The 18826-nt window shown below is 59.7% G+C and carries 13 protein-coding genes and 2 pseudogenes; 2 read left to right on the top strand and 13 right to left on the bottom strand.

All coding sequences use genetic code 11. The annotated features are described in order from the left end of the window. Positions 1-56 precede the first annotated feature (56 nt). The 4 genes from arcC to arcD (BMY54_RS06410) all read right to left on the bottom strand — a co-directional run bounded on the left by arcC (position 57) and on the right by arcD (BMY54_RS06410) (position 4925). Positions 57-986, bottom strand: coding sequence for a carbamate kinase (arcC, locus tag BMY54_RS06425; protein ID WP_093430477.1), 930 nt, complete (start codon positions 984-986; stop codon positions 57-59). 141 nt (positions 987-1127) lie between these two features. Beyond that, the gene (locus BMY54_RS06420) at positions 1128-2138 is read right to left on the bottom strand and encodes an ornithine carbamoyltransferase (RefSeq protein WP_008086805.1); all 1011 of its coding nucleotides are present in this window, start codon (positions 2136-2138) and stop codon (positions 1128-1130) included. 69 nt (positions 2139-2207) lie between these two features. Next, positions 2208-3464, bottom strand: a complete 1257-nt coding sequence (gene arcA / locus BMY54_RS06415) for an arginine deiminase (protein ID WP_093430476.1) — start codon at positions 3462-3464, stop codon at positions 2208-2210. Between the two features lie 33 nt (positions 3465-3497). After that, positions 3498-4925, bottom strand: a complete 1428-nt coding sequence (arcD, locus tag BMY54_RS06410; protein ID WP_093430475.1) for an arginine-ornithine antiporter — start codon at positions 4923-4925, stop codon at positions 3498-3500. A 440-nt stretch (positions 4926-5365) separates the two neighbouring features. Between arcD (BMY54_RS06410) and arcD (BMY54_RS06405) the strand changes: the two genes are divergently transcribed. Together arcD (BMY54_RS06405) and BMY54_RS06400 are read left to right on the top strand one after the other, a co-directional pair. Further along, entirely contained in the window at positions 5366-6793 is a 1428-nt protein-coding gene (gene arcD, locus BMY54_RS06405; RefSeq protein WP_093430474.1) for an arginine-ornithine antiporter, read from the top strand. Next, entirely contained in the window at positions 6790-7653 is an 864-nt protein-coding gene (locus BMY54_RS06400) for a DNA-3-methyladenine glycosylase family protein (RefSeq protein WP_093430473.1), read from the top strand. Before arcD (BMY54_RS06405) ends, BMY54_RS06400 begins: the two co-directional genes overlap by 4 nt. A gap of 339 nt (positions 7654-7992) precedes the next feature. Here the strand turns inward: BMY54_RS06400 and BMY54_RS06395 are convergent, their stop codons facing one another. The 9 genes and pseudogenes from BMY54_RS06395 to gap all read right to left on the bottom strand — a co-directional run bounded on the left by BMY54_RS06395 (position 7993) and on the right by gap (position 18669). Beyond that, complete coding sequence (locus tag BMY54_RS06395; RefSeq protein ID WP_093430472.1) at positions 7993-9342, bottom strand: CoA transferase; 1350 nt, start codon at positions 9340-9342, stop codon at positions 7993-7995. Between the two features lie 191 nt (positions 9343-9533). After that, positions 9534-10061: pseudogene (locus BMY54_RS31255) on the bottom strand (methyl-accepting chemotaxis protein); the annotation flags it as partial. A 378-nt stretch (positions 10062-10439) separates the two neighbouring features. Then, positions 10440-11399, bottom strand: a pseudogene (locus tag BMY54_RS31250) (chemotaxis protein); the annotation flags it as partial. Between the two features lie 463 nt (positions 11400-11862). Then, on the bottom strand, positions 11863-12273 hold the full coding sequence (locus tag BMY54_RS06385; protein ID WP_064119128.1) for a YbaN family protein: 411 nt from the start codon (positions 12271-12273) through the stop codon (positions 11863-11865). Positions 12274-12440: 167 nt separating this feature from the next. Next, positions 12441-13037: a biliverdin-producing heme oxygenase gene (locus tag BMY54_RS06380; protein WP_093430470.1), complete on the bottom strand. Its 597-nt coding sequence runs from the start codon at positions 13035-13037 to the stop codon at positions 12441-12443. A 112-nt stretch (positions 13038-13149) separates the two neighbouring features. Continuing rightward, positions 13150-15735 carry a TonB-dependent receptor gene (locus tag BMY54_RS06375; protein WP_093430469.1) on the bottom strand — a complete coding sequence of 862 codons (2586 nt, stop codon included), beginning with the start codon at positions 15733-15735 and terminating at the stop codon, positions 13150-13152. A 122-nt stretch (positions 15736-15857) separates the two neighbouring features. Next, complete coding sequence (locus BMY54_RS06370) at positions 15858-16823, bottom strand: FecR family protein (RefSeq protein ID WP_093430468.1); 966 nt, start codon at positions 16821-16823, stop codon at positions 15858-15860. Positions 16824-16948: 125 nt separating this feature from the next. After that, positions 16949-17467, bottom strand: coding sequence for an RNA polymerase sigma factor (locus BMY54_RS06365; RefSeq protein WP_093430467.1), 519 nt, complete (start codon positions 17465-17467; stop codon positions 16949-16951). A gap of 200 nt (positions 17468-17667) precedes the next feature. After that, the gene (gene gap / locus BMY54_RS06360) at positions 17668-18669 is read right to left on the bottom strand and encodes a type I glyceraldehyde-3-phosphate dehydrogenase (RefSeq protein WP_034153396.1); all 1002 of its coding nucleotides are present in this window, start codon (positions 18667-18669) and stop codon (positions 17668-17670) included. Positions 18670-18826: the final 157 nt, after the last annotated feature.

Here is an 18826-nt window from a genome sequence, read left to right as displayed (position 1 = left end):
CTCCTTTCAAGGCATGGGAGAAGGGCAGACCCTCGGTCTGCCCCCGGAGTTTCTAATTATCGGTAAGTGATGCCGGGCTTCGCAGTGGTCACGCGAGTACCGGCAGTGCCCTGGACAATCGCTTCGATGTCCGCCAGCGAACCGATCACCGCAACCTTGCCAGTATGGCGCGCAAATTCGCAGGCTGCCTGCACCTTCGGCCCCATCGAGCCGGCGGCGAAGCCGAGGCGTTCCAGCTCATCCGGGTGCGCTTCGGCGATGGCTTTTTGCGTTGGTTTGCCGTAATCGATGAACGCCGCGTTGACGTCCGTGGCGATCACCAGCAAGTCGGCGTCCAGTTGCTCGGCGAGCAGCGACGAGCACAGGTCCTTGTCGATCACCGCCTCGATGCCCTTGAGATTACGGTTCTCGTCGTACATGGTCGGAATCCCGCCGCCACCGGCGCAGATGACGATGCTGCCCTTGTCCAGCAGCCACTTGATCGGGCGGATTTCGAAGATGCGTTTTGGCCGTGGACTGGCGACCACGCGGCGGAATTTGTCGCCGTCCGGGGCAATCGCCCAGCCTTTTTCGGCGGCGAGTTTTTCCGCTTCAGCCTTGTCGTAGACCGGGCCGATGGGTTTGGTCGGGTTCTGGAAGGCCGGATCCTTGGCGTCGACTTCCACCTGAGTCAACAAGGTGGCGAACGGCACTTCGAAGTCGAGCAGGTTGCCCAGTTCCTGTTCGATGATGTAGCCGATCATGCCTTCGGTTTCGGCACCGAGCACGTCCAGCGGGTAAGGGGTGACGGAGGTGTAGGCCGCCGCTTGCAGCGACAGCAGGCCGACTTGCGGGCCATTGCCGTGGGCGATGACCAGTTGGTTGCCGGGATGGATCTTGGCGATTTGCTCGGTGGCGATGCGGATGTTGGCGCGCTGATTGTCAGCGGTCATCGGTTCACCACGGCGGAGCAGGGCGTTACCGCCCAGCGCTACGACGATACGCATAATGCATGTCCTTTTCGTGTTGATCGTTCCCACGCTCTGCGTGGGAATGCCGCCACGGACGCTCCGCGTCCGCTGTGACGCAGAGCGTCACGGGATGCATTCCCACGCAGGAGCGTGGGAACGATCATGGATCAGCAGTGGTTACAGATCAGCCAGGGTCGAGACCAGAATCGCCTTGATCGTGTGCATGCGGTTTTCCGCTTGCTCGAAGGCGATGCAGGCTGGCGACTCGAACACGTCGTCGGTCACTTCGATGCCGTTTTTCAAATGCGGATACTGTTCGGCGATCTGTTTGCCGACCTTGGTATCACTGTTGTGGAACGCCGGCAGGCAGTGCATGAACTTGGTGCGCGGATTGCCGCTGGCTTTCATCAGTTCGGCGTTGACCTGATACGGCAGCAGTTGCTGGATACGCTCGGCCCAGGCTTCCACCGGCTCGCCCATCGATACCCAGACGTCGGTGTGGATGAAGTCGACGCCTTTGACCGCCGCTTTCGGGTCTTCAGTCAGGGTGATACGTGCGCCACTTTCTTCTGCATATTTGTGGCAACGCTCGACCAGATCATCCAATGGCCACAGCGCTTTCGGTGCACAGATGCGCACGTCCATGCCGAGTTTGGCGCCGACCAGCAGCAGTGAGTTGCCCATGTTGTTGCGCGCATCGCCGAGGTAGGCGTAGCTGATTTCATGGATCGGCTTGTCGGCGTGTTCACGCATGGTCAGCACGTCGGCGATCATTTGCGTCGGGTGATATTCGTCGGTCAGACCGTTGAACACCGGCACACCGGCGAACTTGGCCAGCTCTTCGACGATTTCCTGTTTGAAGCCACGGTATTCGATGGCGTCGTACATGCGCCCCAGCACACGGGCGGTGTCTTTCATGCTTTCTTTGTGGCCGATCTGCGACGAGTTCGGGTCGATGTAGGTGACGTTGGCGCCTTGGTCATAGGCCGCCACTTCGAACGCGCAACGGGTACGGGTCGAGGTTTTTTCGAAGATCAGGGCGATGTTGTTGCCCTTCAGGTGTTGTTGCTCGGTGCCGGTGTATTTCGCGCGTTTGAGGTCGCGGGACAGGTCGAGCAGGTAACGCAGCTCACGTGGGGTGTGGTGTTCGAGGCTGAGCAGGTTACGGTTGTGGATGTTGAACGCCATGATGATTCTCCTTGGATTCGGTAATCGGCCCGGCCGCTACGGGGTGTGTGCGGCCGGGGAGATGGTCGTTTAGTAATCGATCGGGTCGCGGATGATCGGGCAGGTCATGCAGTGGCCACCGCCACGGCCTCGGCCCAGTTCACCGGCGCTGATGGTGATGACTTCCACGCCGGCCTTGCGCAGCAGGGTGTTGGTGTAGGTGTTGCGGTCGTAGCCGATGACCACGCCCGGCTCCACAGCCACCACGTTGTTGCCGTCGTCCCATTGCTCGCGTTCGGCGGCGAAGCTGTTGCCGCCGGTTTCCACCACGCGCAGCTTCGGCAGGTTGAGGGCTTTGGCCACGGTGTCGAGGAAGGTGCCTTCTTCGCGGCGGATGTCGATGCCGCCCTGTTTGCTTTCGTCAGGGCGCAGGGTGAAGGCGACGATCTGGTTCACCACTTCCGGGAAAATTGTCACCAGGTCGCGGTCGCAGAAGCTGAACACGGTGTCCAGGTGCATCGCCGCGCGGGACTTCGGCAGGCCGGCGACGATGACTTTTTCCACGGCTTTGTTCTTGAACAGGTTCAGCGCCAGTTGGCCGATGGCCTGGCGGGATGAGCGTTCGCCCATACCGATCAACACCACGCCGTTACCGATCGGCATCACGTCGCCGCCCTCAAGGGTAGAGCTGCCGTGATCCTTGTCCGGGTCGCCGTACCAGATCTCGAAATCGGCATTGGTGAACTGCGGGTGGAATTTGTAGATGGCGGTGGCCAGCAGGGTTTCCTGACGGCGCGCTGGCCAGTACATCGGGTTCAACGTCACGCCACCGTAAATCCAGCAGGTGGTGTCGCGGGTGAACTGAGTGTTCGGCAGTGGCGGCAGAATGAAGCTCGAATGGCCGAGAAAGTCGCGGTACATTTCGATGATCTTGCCGCCGAAGCTGTCCGGCAGATCATCGGCCGACACGCCACCGATGAGGAATTCGGCGATGTGCCGTGGCTCCAGGCTTTTCAGCCAGGATTTGACTTCGTTGATCAGGCCCAGGCCCACCGAATCGGCAGTGACCTTGCGCTCGAGAATCCAGTCCAGCGCCTCCGGGATGGCAACGATGTCGGTCAGCAGGTTGTGCATTTCCAGCACGTCGATACCGCGCTCGCGCATCTTGGTGACGAAGTCGAAGTGGTCGCGCTTGGCCTGGGCCACCCAGAGCACGTCGTCGAACAGCAGTTCATCGCAGTTGTTCGGGGTCAGCCGCTGATGGGCCAGACCTGGGGAGCACACCATGACTTTGCGCAGTTTGCCGGCTTCGGAATGGACGCCGTACTTAACTTTTTCCGTGGTCATTTCAGATCCTCCAGATGACAAAATAATCAGGGGTTACAGAGTCAGGAAGCCGTCGTAGAGACCGTAGGCCGCCACCAGGGCGCCCGCGACCACTGCGGCGAAAATCAGCTTCTCGACGTTAGTGAAAACCGGTTGTTTGAGTTCCAGCTTGGCCTTGGCGAACAGGATCGCGCCGGGTGCGTAGAGCAGGGCCGAGAGCAGCAGATACTTGACCCCGCCGGCATACAGCAGCCACACCGCGTAGATCAACGCGATGCCGCCGATAATCAGATCCTTGCGCCGCTCGGCCGCGAAGCCTTCGTAGCTTTCGCCGCGCACCGCCAGCAGCAGGGCATAGGCTGCCGACCACAGGTACGGCACCAGAATCATCGAGGTGGCGAGGTAGATCAGCGACAGGTAAGTACTGGCCGAGAACAGCGTGATGATCAGGAAAATCTGCACCATCGCGTTGGTCAGCCACAGCGCGTTGACCGGTACGTGGTTGGCGTTTTCCTTGCGCAGGAACTCCGGCATGGTGTGGTCTTTGGCGGCGGCGAACATGATCTCCGCACACAGCAGCACCCACGACAGCAGCGCCCCCAGCAGCGAGATGATCAGACCGACGCTGATCAGCACCGCGCCCCAGTGACCGACCACATGCTCGAGCACGGCGGCCATCGATGGGTTCTGCAGTTTCGCCAGTTCCGGTTGGGTCATGATGCCCAGCGACAGCACGTTCACCAGCACCAGAAACAGCAGCACGGTGATGAAGCCAATCACGGTGGCCTTACCCACGTCGGAGCGTTTTTCGGCGCGGGCGGAGAAGATGCTCGCGCCCTCGATACCGATGAACACCCACACGGTGACCAGCATCATGTTGCGCACCTGGTTCATCACACTGCCCAGATCCGGATTTTTGATGCCCCAGATGTCGGCGGTGAAGATGTCCAGTTTGAAGGCGAACACCGCAATCAGTACGAACAGCAGCAGCGGTACGACCTTGGCGACCGTGGTCACCAGGTTGATGAACGCCGCTTCCTTGATCCCGCGCAGCACTAGAAAGTGCACGGCCCACAGCAGCACCGAGGCGCCAATCACCGCAGCAACGGTGTTGCCCTCACCGAAAACCGGAAAGAAATAGCCGAGAGTGCTGAACAGCAGAACGAAGTAACCGACGTTACCCAGCCAGGCGCTGATCCAGTAACCCCAAGCGGACGAGAAACCCATGTAATCGCCAAATCCGGCCTTGGCGTAGGCGTAGACACCACCGTCCAGGTCAGGCTTGCGATTGGCGAGGGTTTGAAAGACAAAAGCGAGGGTGAGCATGCCGACAGCGGTGATGGCCCAACCGATAAGTACCGCACCGACGTCGGCGCTGGCGGCCATGTTTTGAGGCAAGGAGAATATCCCGCCACCGATCATTGAACCGACTACCAATGCAACCAGTGCACCTAGTCGTAGTTTTCCGGGAGCTTCAGACATTTGCATGACTCCATTGCAGGAGAGAAGAGATCACAGCGTAGTTCTGTTGTCTGTTCAAACAGCTGACGTAGATCAGTGCATGGTCACATTCCATTGTTAATGAATGACTTAGGCTTCGGCTGAAGGCATAAAGCTCCTGCCCGCAAGGCCCGTCCTAGAGGCGTTGTGGCTACATCTTTGGGAATGGCTATTATTACTTTCGAATTATCACGCTAGTTCTTTTTCAGCTTTTGGCAAATTTTCTGTCTCTGTTTTCAGTACAGAATTGAATTATCGGGATCAGCGCACAAAACCGACTTAGCGTGCTAGGGCGTTAGCGTCATCGGCTATATATAAATGGGCGTTAATTGGCGTTACTTGATAAACGTCATCTACCTTTATCCGTTTAGTTAATCGTCTTTAAAACCAAATTCTCACCACACATTCAAAGGGAAACTGAAATGTCGCAACCGACGCAAAAGCTGCGATTAGGCGCGTTGATCGCCCTGGTGGTGGGTTCGATGATTGGCGGGGGGATTTTCTCGCTGCCGCAGAACATGGCGGCGCGCGCCGATGCCGGGGCGATCCTGATCGGTTGGGGGATTACCGCGATCGGCATGCTGACTCTGGCGTTCGTCTTTCAGACCCTGGCCAATCGCAAGCCGGAACTGGATTCCGGCGTATACGCCTACGCCAAGGCCGGCTTTGGCGACTACATGGGTTTCTCATCAGCCTGGGGTTACTGGATCAGTGCGTGGCTGGGCAACGTCGGTTATTTCGTCCTGCTGTTCAGCACCCTCGGCTACTTCTTTCCGGTGTTTGGCCAAGGCAATACGCCGATCGCCATCGGCTGCGCGTCGGTGCTGCTGTGGGCCGTGCATTTTTTGGTGATGCGCGGGATCAAGGAGGCGGCGCTGATCAATCAACTGACCACGGTGGCCAAAGTCGTACCGCTAATCATGTTCATCGTTATCGCGGCGGTGGCGTTCAAGGCTGACATTTTTACCCGCGACATCTGGGGCACCAGCAACCCGAATTTCGGCGGGGTAATGGATCAGGTGCGCAACATGATGCTGGTCACCGTGTTCGTGTTCATCGGCATCGAAGGTGCCAGTGTGTACTCGGCGCGGGCGGAGAAACGCAGCGACGTCGGCCGCGCCACGGTGATCGGTTTTATCGGCGTGCTGGCGCTGCTGGTGCTGGTCAACGTGCTGTCGCTGGGGATCATGAGCCAGCCGGAATTGGCCAATCTGCAGAACCCGTCGCTGGCGGCGGTGCTCGAGCACATCGTCGGGCCGTGGGGTGCGTTGCTGATCAGCATTGGCCTGGCGATTTCACTGCTCGGCGCGTTGTTGTCGTGGGCGCTGCTGTGTGCGGAGATTCTCTTCGCCACGGCGAAGGACAAGACCATGCCGGCGTTCCTGAAAAAGGAAAACAAGAATCACGTCCCGGTCAATGCGTTGTGGCTGACCAACGTGATGATCCAGATCTTCCTGTTGATCACGCTGTTTTCGGCGGGCACTTACACCAGTCTGATTTATCTGGCGTCGTCGATGATTCTGGTGCCGTACTTGTGGTCGGCGGCGTACGCGGTTCTGCTCAGCGGGCGTGGCGAAACCTACGAACATGCCTCGGCCGAGCGCACCAAGGATCTGCTGATCGGTGGCATTGCCCTCGGTTACGCGGTGTGGTTGTTGTATGCCGGTGGGGTGAAGTATTTACTGCTGTCGGCGCTGTTGTATGCGCCAGGGGTGATTTTGTTTGCCAAGGCTAAGCGTGAGGCGGGCGAGCCGTTGTTCACTCATGTCGAGAAAGGCATTTTCACCTGCGTGATCATCGGCGCGGGGCTGGCGGCGTATGGGTTGTACAGCGGTGTGTTGTCGTTGTGAGGTTGGCGCTTGCGAATGCGCTGCCGTATGACTGGGACGCGATGCTGGGGTTTCTGGCGGCACGGGCGGTGGTCGGGATGGAGGTCGTGGTCGATGGTGTGTATTCACGCAGCATCGGTTTGAACGGGCTTCATGGCACGGTTTCAATTTGGCCTGAGGCAGGGAATGCCTTGGCCGTTGAGCTGGATTTTCCTGATCCGTTGGTGGTGCCCGAGATCGTTGTCAGGTTGCGGCGGATGTTTGATCTGGATGCGGATCTGGCTGTGATGCATGCGCATCTGGCGAATGATCCGTTGCTGGCGCGGTTGATTGCCGAGCGGCCGGGATTACGGATTCCCGGGGCGTGGGATGGCTTGGAACTGGCCTTTCGCGCGGTGCTCGGGCAGCAGATTACCGTGGTTGCGGCGATTCGCCTGGCGGGGAAACTGGTGGCGCAATATGGCGCGCCGCTGGATTCGGGCGTGCCGGGGCTGACTCACGTGTTTCCCGAGGCGAGCGTGTTGGCGGCGGCAGATCTGGCAACGCTGGGCATGCCGAAAAGTCGCGGGCGGACGCTGTCAGGTGTGGCGCAGGCGTTGCTCGATGAGCCTTCATTGTTTGAACCTAATCGCGAGGGTGGCGTGGCGCGGTTGTTGGCGTTACACGGGATTGGCGAGTGGACGGCGCAGTACATTGCGTTGCGGCAGTTGCGGGATATGGATGGGTTTCCGACCGGCGATGTCGGGTTATTGCTAGCGTTGGAGGTACTGGAAGGAGAGCGGCCGCCAGCGCGGGAATTGTCTTTACGGGCCGAGGCCTGGCGGCCTTATCGAGGGTATGCGGCGCAGCTTTTGTGGACATCTTTGAGCCGGGCAGATTGATCATCATCGCTCGGCTTGAAATTGCAGCCCTCACCCCAGCCCTCTCCCGGAGGGAGAGGGGGCCGACCGAGGTGTGTTGCGCTATACATCGACCTGCAAGACCGAGTCGATTATGGATTCAGCGGCAATCGTTCAAGTCGGTGAATCTCTCGAATATCCCCCAATCAGTCCCTTTTGCCTGAGGGAGAGGGGGCCGACCGTGGTGTTTTGCGCTGCCCATCGAGTTGAAAGGCCGAGTTGATCAGGGATTCACCGATATTCGTTCAAGTCGGTGAATCTCTCGAATATCCCCCAATCGGTCCCCTCTCCCTCTGGGAGAGGGTTAGGGTGAGGGGCTTTTTAAGTCCACTGTGGTCGATGAGAACCCAGTTCTGTAGCCGGCAACGCCCACTGAATCGGCGTGCCGCTGATCCTCACCGGTACCTGCAAGCGATGCGCCGGGCCCCACGGGGTCTGTTCCAGAAATGAGCCCTGATCCCGCTCATCTTCCGCCCGCAATACCTCACTCGTACCCGGCCCAGATTCAATCAACAACTTCGCCGTCCGCGCCAGCGACAACCGCGCCGAGCCACTGCGACCCGTGTTCAAACGCTCGGTCAACAGGCGGAGCGCACTCGCCGCCAGCAAATACCCGGTCGCATGATCCAACGCCTGCACCGGCAACGGCGTCGGTTTGTCTGCCTGCTGCCAGCGCTGCCCGGCCTCGGCGATGCCGCTGCTCATCTGCACCAGACTGTCGAAACCTCGGCGGTTCTGCCACGGGCCGCTCCAGCCGTAAGCGTTGAGGCCAACATCGATCAGGCCCGGCGCGATTTGGCGACGGCGCTCAACGCCGAAACCAAGATTCTCCAGCGCATCGGCGCGGTAACCGTGCAGCAGAATGTCAGCGTCTTTCAACAATCCTTCGAACACCGCACGATCAACCGGATCATGCAGGTTCAGCCGCGCGCAACGTTTGCCGAGGGTCATTTCCGGAACGACACCAGGCTCATTCCAGGTCGGGGAATCGATGCGCAACACGTTGGCGCCAAGGCCTGCGAGAAAACGGCTGGCGGTGGGGCCGGCGAGCACGCGTGTCAGATCCAGCACCTTGATCCCCGCCAACGGTTGCGCCACCGAGCCTTGCCACGCTGGGTTGTTCTCATCCGACGAATCCAGGAAATGCACCAACGGTTCGGCATTCACCGCCAGCCCCTGCGGATGCGTCTGCCACTGCGTCCAACTGCGCATCTCGGCCGCGCAGCCCTTGGCCTCGACGACCGCTTGCTCCAGATCCGTACTCGCCCATTGCGCGACTTTGGCAGCCATCGCTCCACGGTCGGCGCAGGCACCAAGCACGCGTTCAGCGGCGGCGCGGTGATGCGGGGCATTGGTGTGCAGGCGGATCCAGCCGTCGCGGGTCTGATAGTCGCCAGCGACGGGATCCCACAGTGGCGGGACTTGCCAGCCGATGGGACGGATTGATGTGGCGAACCAGAACGAGGCCAATCGACGATCGACTTCAACGGCAGGTCGCTGACCGGTCTGCTGCCGGAGCAATTCGCTGACGGCCTGACCGGCCGCGGCGATGCTCGCGCAGGCCAGGTCGGTGACGGCGAATGCCGAGGGCAGGGCGCCGCTGCTGGTGAACGGAACTGGCGTGTGCGACAAGCCGAGTGCGGCTTGAATGGACGTGAGCAGATCAGTCATCGAAGGCCCTCCGGAAGAGAGGGCGATGATAGTGCAAAACAATCTCGAGTCAGATGAAAACGCCAGCGGGTGAACACTCACCACTGTGGGAGCGAGCTTGCTCGCGAAGAGGTCATCACATTCAACATCATCATTGAATGGCAGACCGCATTCGCGAGCAAGCTCGCTCCCACAGGGTTCAACGGTGTGGCTTAGACGCGGAACTGATCCATCAACTTCATCTGCTGACTGGCCAGGGCATTGAGCTGACTGCTGATCGCCGCCGACTCAGTGGCTTGTCCGGTCAGCGTCTCGGTGACGGTGCGAATCGCCGAGACATTGCGATTGACCTCTTCGGCCACCGCACTTTGCTGCTCGGCCGCACTGGCAATCTGCAGGTTCATGTCACTGATCACCGTCACCGCGTCGCTGATCTTGCCCAGTGCATCGACCGCCTGACGAATCTGCCCGGCGTTGTTGTGCGCCTGGGTCTGGCTCGAATGCATGGTCGCGACCACGCCACGCGTTCCCGTCTGAATGCGCTCGATCACGATGCGAATTTCTTCCACCGAATCCTGCGTACGTTTGGCCAGGTTGCGCACCTCGTCGGCAACCACCGCGAAACCACGACCGCTCTCACCGGCACGGGCCGCTTCGATCGCTGCGTTGAGGGCGAGCAGGTTGGTCTGTTCGGCGATGCTGCGGATCACTTCCAGCACCGAGCCGATCTGCTCGCTGTTGACTGCTAACGCTTCAACTTCGGTCACGGCTTTGCTGACTTCGTCGGCCAGTTGATTGATGTCGCGGGTGCTGCGCTCAATGATCGACATGCCGTCCTTGGCCGACTGGTCGGCACCTTTCGCGGCATTGGCCGCGTTGGAGGCGCTGTTGGCGACGTCGTGGGCGGTGGCGCTCATTTCGTTGGAGGCGGTGGCGACCTGGTCGATCTCGCGGAATTGCACCTGCATGCCTTCGCTGGTCTGCCGGGCGATTTCTGAAGACTGGTCGGCGGTGCCGCGTGCTTCGGTGATGCTCTGTTTGATCTGTGCGATGGTCGGTTGCAGCTTGTCGAGGAAGCGGTTGAACCAGTTCACCAGTTCGCCCAGCTCATCCTGCTTGCTGTAGTTCAGGCGTTGGGTCAGATCGCCCTCGCCGCTGGCGATGTTCTTCAGCATCTCGGCAACGCTATTGATCGGCCGGGTGACGCCGGACGCGGTCAGCCAGATCAGCAGCAGACCGACCAGACCGGCGACCACGGCAACCAGCAGCGCAGTGATCACACCGGTTTCCTGAGCATCATCGAGCACTGCTTGCAGCTTGACCGAGTCAGCCAGCAGCACTTGTTTCGGCAGGTCGATGACCACGCCCCAGGCGCGTGAATTGCCAATCGGATCGACTGGGTAAACGGCGCGAATCAAATCACCTTGTTCAAGAATCTTCGGTGTGCCGCTGCTGACCAGTTGCAGCAGGTCCTTGCCGTCGGCGCCGAGGGTGTCGCTGATTTTTTTACCGACCTTGGTGGCGTCGGAACTGTCGGCAGCGAGCACGCCGCTGCCGGAGACGATCAGCATGTGCCCGGCGTTGTTGAACAGGCTGCGCTGGGAATCCACGGCCGCCGCTTGCAGGGCGTCGAGGGCGATGTCGACACCGACCACGCCGATGGCTTTGCCGTCGACAATCAACGGCACGGAAATGGTCGTCATGAGCATTTCCTTGCCACCGACAGTGTCGGCATACGGATCGAGCAGGCAGGTGCGCTTGTTGTCGCGAGGGCAGGTGTACCAACTGTTGTAGGGCGTGCCACTGACGCTGAGGGTGGTTTTGGTCAGGTCTTCTTCGACCATGATCGTGTTCAGCGAGGCACCGGCGGCGCGACTCCAGTAAGTCGCGAAACGCCCGGCTTCGTTGGATTGGCGGGCGGCGTCGTTGACAAACTCGCTGTCCTTGCCGTCGAGGCCGTTGGGTTCAAAGGCGAGCCAGATGCCGAGCACTTTGTCGTTGCGTTCAAAAGCGGTTTTCAGGCTCAGGTTCAACTCTTCGCGCAAGGCGCCGGCGTCCAGCGAACGCTTGGCGGCCATCACCCGCATGTCCTTGATCTGATCCGCTACGGCAGTGATCACCGTCAGGCTTTCGCCGAAGGTTTTCTGCACCCGCACCGCTTGTTCGGCGGCTTTGGCTTGCAACAGATTCTGCACACTGGCGGTGAGCAACTGGTTACTGGAGTTGCTGACCAGTTCGTCGTTCTGGTTGGTCTGGTAGATGTTCATACCGACGATCAGCGCGACCACACCGAGCAGGCACAGACCGGAGAGCAGGACGATTTTCAGGCGAATGGACAGAGAGTCGAACATGGGGCGATCTCGCGAATGAATAAACGGGTGGCAGGTGGATATGAACTATCCGGTTCGCCAAATCCATTCAGCGCCATTCAATGCTCATCGGCGCGTGAGCAGAGGGCATGAGTCGCGTGCCGACGAACGGTCAGCGCTAAACGTTTGCGCAGGGGAAAGTGCTGAAAAGGGGATTAATTACAGGGATGTTTCAGTGTGAAGACGGGTCAGTGCAGACCCGAATGGATTCCGGGCGCGACCAGATCCACAGATTGCCCAGGCTCATTCCGGCAATCGCCAGATAAACCGGCCAGCCGTGATCGAGCATCACCAGCATCAACGTGGCGCACAGCAACATGCTTACCGTGGCGCTGACCTTGGCCTTGCGCGCGATGATCTTGCCGTTGCGCCAGTTGCTCAGGATCGGCCCGAACAAGCGATGGTTTTCCAGCCAGGCACTCAGGCGCGGCGAGCTGCGAGTCGCGGCCCAGGCGGCGAGGAGGATGAACTCGGTGGTCGGCAGGCCGGGCACGACGATGGCGATCAGGCCGATGCCGAGGCTGACGTAGGCCAAGAGGCCGAACAGCACGCGGGCGAGTTTCGAGGAGGCGGGTTGCGGCATGGGCTCGGGATTGCTGTGAGGCGAGATGGGGATTCTACAGACTTGCGCTGTTCCCATGTGGGAGCGAGCTTGCTCGCGAAAGCGGTAGGTCAGTCACATCAGTGTTGAATGTGCCGCCGTCTTCGCGAGCAAGCTCGCTCCCACAGGGTTTTGTGGTGTTTTGGGGATCAGGCCATTTCGGCTTCGGTGGCGTAAGCCTGTTCCAGCAACACGGTGAAGCGGTTGAACGCGTCGATCGCGCCTTGCTCGACTTCGGCTTCTTCTTCGGCAGTGAACTGCAGCGAGTCGAGGGTGCGCACAAAGCTCTTCCAGCCCTCGGCACGGCCACCTTCAGGCTCGCCGAGGTGACGGGCGCCAAAGGTTTCGCTCAGCTCCAGCGCCACGGCGCGTTTGATCAGGAACGCCGCACCGAGCTTCGAACCTTCGGAGACAAAGAGCCAGCCCAGTGCGCGAGCCTTGCTCGGGTTTTTCACCGCGCCCGCCACCGGTGTCGGCACTTCAGTGTCGAGATCGGCGAGGTCAGCCTTGGCCGCTTCGGCGCGGCAACGGGCCGGCAGATCCGGGACGATGGCGGTCAGTTCGGCGTCGTTGTAGAGGTCGACCAGTTCCGATTGAAAGAGGTACTGCGCGACGACAAAACGGGCGAAGTTGGTGCGGGTCTCGAACGGCGCGTGTGCCTTCACCAATGCATCGAGTTTGCTGTGCGGTTCATTGGTGATCTGATTCAAGCGTTGCGAACGCAGGGCTTTTTCCGAAGTGGTCATGACATGTCCTTGATAAAAGAGGCGCTTGATAACGAGACGAACAAGACGCTGTGCAAGCGTAAAAAAAACCTCACGGCGCGGTGCCTGAACACGCGCCGTGAGGTTCGCCGGATCAGATGTCCCAGATCAGATTGATCGCGAAGTTGCGGCCCGGTTGGGTCAGTCGATCGAGGTTGGCCGGCTGTGTCACCGAAGCTTCGCCGACGCTGTCGTAACCGCGCACGTCATCCCACAGCCAGTATTTCTTGTCGGTCAGGTTGTAGATGCCGCCGCTGACGGTGACGTCGTCGGTGACTTTGTAATACCCGGCCAGATCAAGAATGCCGAAGCCCGGGGTTTTGAACTGGCTGCTGACGCCATCCGGCGACTTGAAGTTGCTGTCGTCGACGCGATCCTTTTTCTTCACCACCGTCCAGCTCAGCAGGCCGCCGTAGTTGTCCTGGTCGTAACCCAGACCGAACACGCCGGTCAGCGGGTTGACGCTGTTGATCGGCTCGCCGTTGTCGTTGTTGCGACCGTAGGCGTAGGCAATCGAGCCTTGGGTGTAGAGGCCTTGCGGCGCGCCAAACGCATCCAGGTTCAGGCGACCTTTGACTTCCGCACCCTTGATGGTGGCGTGCTTGATGTTGGCCGACTGGAAGGTCAGCTCGTTGCGTCCCGGGGTCACAGCGTCTTCGTTGATGAAGTCGCGATACTTGTTATAGAACACCGCCACGTCGAACGAGCCGTGTTCGAAGTTGCCGCGCAGACCGGTTTCGTAGCTTTTGCTTTTTTCCGGTTCGAGGTCCGGGTTCGGCGCCACGCTGTAGCCGGTGGTAGTGTTTTCGAAGCGGCCGTACAGGGCTTTCGCGGTCGGGGTGCGGAAGCCTTCAGCGTACTGACCGTACCAGGTGTAGTTCTCGGTCAGGGCGTAGGTCAGGCCGAATTTCGGCGAGACTTTGTGCCAGGTTTTGTTCTCGTCGCTGACTGTGCCTTGGCCATCCGCTGCCACGGTGTTAAGGAACTCCTGGGTGATGTGCGGCTTGAGCTGGGTGTAGTCGTAGCGCAGGCCCGGCAGGAAGGTCCAGTTGTTCCAGCTGATCTGATCCTGAGCGAACACGCTGTAGGTGTTGATGGTCGGGTCCGGGAAGTCGGTGGCTTTGGCCAACACGTCAGCGGTGCTGGTCGCACCGATGGCGCTGCAGCCGCGACCGACGGCCAGGCAAGTGCCGTCGCCGCTGCGCGAACCGGTGACCTTCTGTTGCTTGATGGTGGTGCCGTAAGTCAGTACGTGATCGGTGTTTCCAATGGCGAACGCCTTGTCCAGTTGGGCATCGAAGACCCATTGTTTCTCTTCGTAAATGGTGTCGCGAGTACGCAGCACCTTACGGGTGATCGGGTAGTAGAACTCGGTGGTGCTCTGGTCGGTCTTGGCGATCTGGTGGTTGAGGCTCCACTTCACGTTGTCGACCAGCAGGCTGTCGAGGGCGAACGAGTGCTCGATGCCGAAACGCTCACGGGTGATGGTGTCGTTGCCGGTGCGCCACTGGTACATGCCGCCGGGCAGCACGCTGTCGGGGATGGTCGGGGCGCCGTTGAAGTACGGGCCGCCGTAAGCACTCTTCTGATCGGTATCGCGATCATCCTTGTACTTTTCGTAGGTCAGGCCCAGACGCGAATCGTCGTTGTAGTTCCAGCCGATCTTGGCCAGCACGTTGTAGGCGTTGACGTCTTCCGGGTTGGCGGCGGTGCGTTCCAGACCGGTGCCGTTGTTGCTGCCGTAGGAATCGGTCTCGTGACCGTCGCGCTGGCTGTAGTGCAGCAAGCCGTCGAACTGGTCGGCACGGCCGGCGACGGTGGCGGACTTCAGCCAGCTGTCATCGGCGGAGCTGTAACCGCTTTTCAGGCGCGCACCGACGTCTTTGCCCGGCTTGATGATGTCGTCGGCATCAAGGGTGTAGTAGCTGACGGCGCCGCCGATGGCGTTGCTGCCGTACAGCACCGAGGCCGGGCCACGGAGAATTTCCACGCGCTTGACGATTTCCGGGTCAACGTAATTGCGCTGGGTCTTGGCATACGGGCCGTTGAAAAAACCATCCGGGACTTCGACGCCATCCACCTGAGTCAGGATGCGGTCGCCGTCGATGCCGCGAATGTTATAGCCGCTGATACCGCCACGCTGACCGGCGCCGCCGACGGAAACACCCGGTTCGTAGCGGACCAGATCCTTGATGGTGTTGACGTTGTTGCGGTCCAGATCCTGACGGGTCTGCACGGTGACGGTGGCCGGCACACTGTTGACCGACTGCTCCTGACGGGTGGCGCTGATGGTCACCTGATCGAGATTGAGCGTGCCGCTGGCGTTGCGCTTTTCCAGCACGACATTGTTGTTGCTGATTTTGCGGAAGCTCAGGTTGGTCCCCACCAACAGACGCTCGAGGGCTTTTTCCGGTGGCAGCGAGCCACGCACGCCCGGCGACGACACGCCCTGACCCAGTTCTGCCGGCAAGCCAACCTGCCAACCGGTCACGGTGGTGAAGGCATTGAGCGCCGACACCAGCGGCTGCTGACCGATGGCGAACGAGTAATCGCCCATGTTGCGCGTCGGTTGCTCGGTAGCCGCCATCAGCGGTGCAGCACCGGCCATCAGGATGGCAGCGGTCAGCAGCGACAGCACGCGGGAAGGGGAGGAAGTCTGGCGGGTAAGGCGTGAGGACATCGATAGCGCTCCGTGTCGCACGAATCTTTATAGGGGCTGATTGGCTTCGCGTGTTGCGAATCAATTGCATTGGCTATAACGAGACGTACTGACGTTGGCTATCGAGTAAAAATAATTCTCATTTAGTTCAGGATGACCAAGGCGGGGAATTCTTTCAGTTGCGCCGAGGTGATGTGCGCGAGGGAACGGACCACGTCGAGCGGCTGGTCGAGTCGGTAATTGCCGGTTACGGCGACGTCGGCCAACTGCTCGTTGGTGTTGATGATCCAGCCCGGATAGTAGCGGCGCAATTCGGCCAGCACCTGATTCAGCGGGCAGTTCTCGAACACCAGTCGGCCTTGGACCCAGGCCAGGTCCGTGTTGGCATCGAGTTTGGCCGGGCGGTCGAAACCGTTGGGGCCGATACGAATACTCTCACCCGCCGTCAGACGTACGCGAGCGTCGTTATGCGTCGCCTGCAGATCGACATCGCCGCGCTGCACGTTGACCTGCGCCACGCCATCGAGATAACGCACGGCAAATGCGGTATCGCGCACGCTGGCGCGAACCGGACCGGCGTCGATTTCCAAGGGTTGGCTGCGGCCACTGGCAATCTCGAAAAACGCTTCGCCCTGAAACAACCGGGCAACACGCTGTTGATCGTTGATGGTGCTGGAGAATGCCGAATTGGTATTGAGCAGGACTTTCGAGCCGTCCTCCAGTTGCAGACGCTGGCGCTCGCCAACCACCGTGAGGTGATCGGCCTGAAGGCGCATCGGCAAGTTGCTGAAACTGAACAAACCGAGGATCAGCACGGCGGCAGTAGCCAGTGGTTTCCAGTGCGGACGCAGACGCTTGAGAAAAGTGACCTTCGCAGGTTTGGCCGCCAGGCTTTGCGCGCATTGGGCGACTTGCGGGCCATCCCAGATCGCCTGGGCCTTGGCGAACGCTTCGGCATTCAACGGATCGGCCGCCAGCCAGGCATGAAATTGCCGGGTCTGCTCCTCGTCCGGGCTGCCGAGCACGATGAGCCAGTCCAGAGCCTGGTCCATTGCGTTGGCAGCGTCCTGCACCGAATCCGGCGAAGGCGAGCGGTGGGTGTCCGTCACGGTGTTTCCTCGGCAGTGTCTGCGCACGGCTGTTTTTTTAAATGAAGCGTAAAAGTCGGGCAAGGGTAACAAAGCCCGATGATCCGTGCAGTCGATCCTGGCACTTACAGAAAAGGCCTACGACCTCAGTCGCCATTCAGACGCTCGGCGACGCCGATGCAAATGCTCATGATCAGCTTCAGTTCCTTTTGCACGGTGCTGAGGGAAACGTTCAGTTCATCGGCGATTTCCTGATAACTGTTTCCGTGCAAACGGCTGAGGATGAAAATCTGTTGCTGGCGGGGGCTGAGTTGACTGAGGCTCACGTTCAGGCGCTCCAGCATCTGTTCGGCGTGGGCGGCGTCTTCGGCGCTGCTGGCAGGGGCGGCGACGCTGTGCACGACATCCTGCGGCACATCATCGACCATGGTTCGCGAATGGATCTTGCGCGCACGCAAGTGATCCAGCGCCAGATTGCGTGCGGTCTGGAAGACAAAAGGTTCGAGGTGATCGATGGCCCGCTCGCTCAACGCCCGCGTCACGCGCAGGTAGGTCTCCTGCAACAGGTCTTCAGCGGTGCTGTGATTGTTGACCATCCGTTCCAGCGTACGCAGCAAGGATGTGCGCTGGGTGAGGAAAACGTGGTTGAAGCGCGATTGACTCACGGGAGGACCTGATCGATTTCAAGCGAATGATAATGCTTATCATCTAGTTGAATGGTCAAGTGTTGATTTCAAATTGAAATCGAAACCCTGTGGGAGCGAGCTTGCTCGCGAAGGCTTAGTGTCAGCCAATTCAACTAGCGACTGACCCACCGCTTTCGCGAGCAAGCTCGCTCCCACAGGGATAGGGGGATTACTTGAGATTACTCGGCGTTACACAACGCCAGGCAGTTATCCAGCATGCGGTTGGAGAAGCCCCACTCGTTGTCATACCAGGCCAGCACTTTCAGCAGTTTGCCGCTGGACTTGGTGTGGTTGGCGTCGAAGATCGACGACAGCGGATTGTGGTTGAAGTCGCTGGACACCAGCGGCAGGGTGTTGAAGCCGAGAATCTTCGAATGTTGGCTCGCAGCTTTCATCAGCGCGTTGACTTCCTCGGCGCTGGCTTCTTTTTTCAGCTGCACGGTCAGGTCCACCAGCGACACATTGATCACCGGCACCCGCACGGCCATGCCGGTCAATTTGCCCGCCAGTTCCGGCAGCACCAGGCCCACGGCTTCAGCAGCACCGGTCTTGCTCGGGATCATGTTCTGCGTGGCCGAACGCGCGCGGTACGGGTCGGTGTGATAGACGTCAGTGAGGTTCTGATCGTTGGTGTAGGCGTGAATGGTGGTCATCAAACCGCTTTCGATCCCCAGCTCGCGGTGCAGCACTTGCGCCACTGGCGCCAGGCAGTTGGTGGTGCACGAAGCGTTGGAGATGATCTGGTGCGACTGGCGCAGAATGTCGTGGTTCACACCATATACAACCGTGGCGTCGGCACCTTTGGCCGGCGCCGAGATGATCACTTTGCGTGCGCCGGCAGTAATATGCGCGGCCGCTTTGGCGCGATCGGTAAAGAGACCGGTGCATTCGAACACCACATCAATCTTTTCCGCCGCCCATGGCAATTCGGCCGGGTTGCGAATCGCGCTGACCGCAATGCGGTCGCCGTTGACGGTCAGACTTTCGTTGTCATGCTCGACCTGAGCGTCGAACGTGCCGTGAACGGTGTCGTATTTGAGCAGATGAGCATTGATCGAGCTGTCGCCCAGATCATTGATGGCGACGATCTGCAGATCCTGTCGATAGCCTTGGGTATACAGTGCGCGCAGGACATTACGGCCGATGCGGCCAAAACCATTGATTGCGATTCGAAGAGTCATGGAACAGCGCCGCCGTCGTTTTGTTGTTGGAATTACAAGATTATTCGCATAAAAATAGAAAACAAGCCTTTTTAGTGGCAATATTTTGTTTTATCTACAACGAGTGACCTGAATCAACTGGTCCGAATGGTCAAAAAAGCCGTCTGTCATTCCAACA

The organism is Pseudomonas sp. ok266 (assembly GCF_900110195.1).
Classification (GTDB): domain Bacteria; phylum Pseudomonadota; class Gammaproteobacteria; order Pseudomonadales; family Pseudomonadaceae; genus Aquipseudomonas; species Aquipseudomonas neuropathica.
Note: the sequence above shows the minus strand (reverse complement) of the source record. Positions and strands in the feature narration are given on the sequence as shown.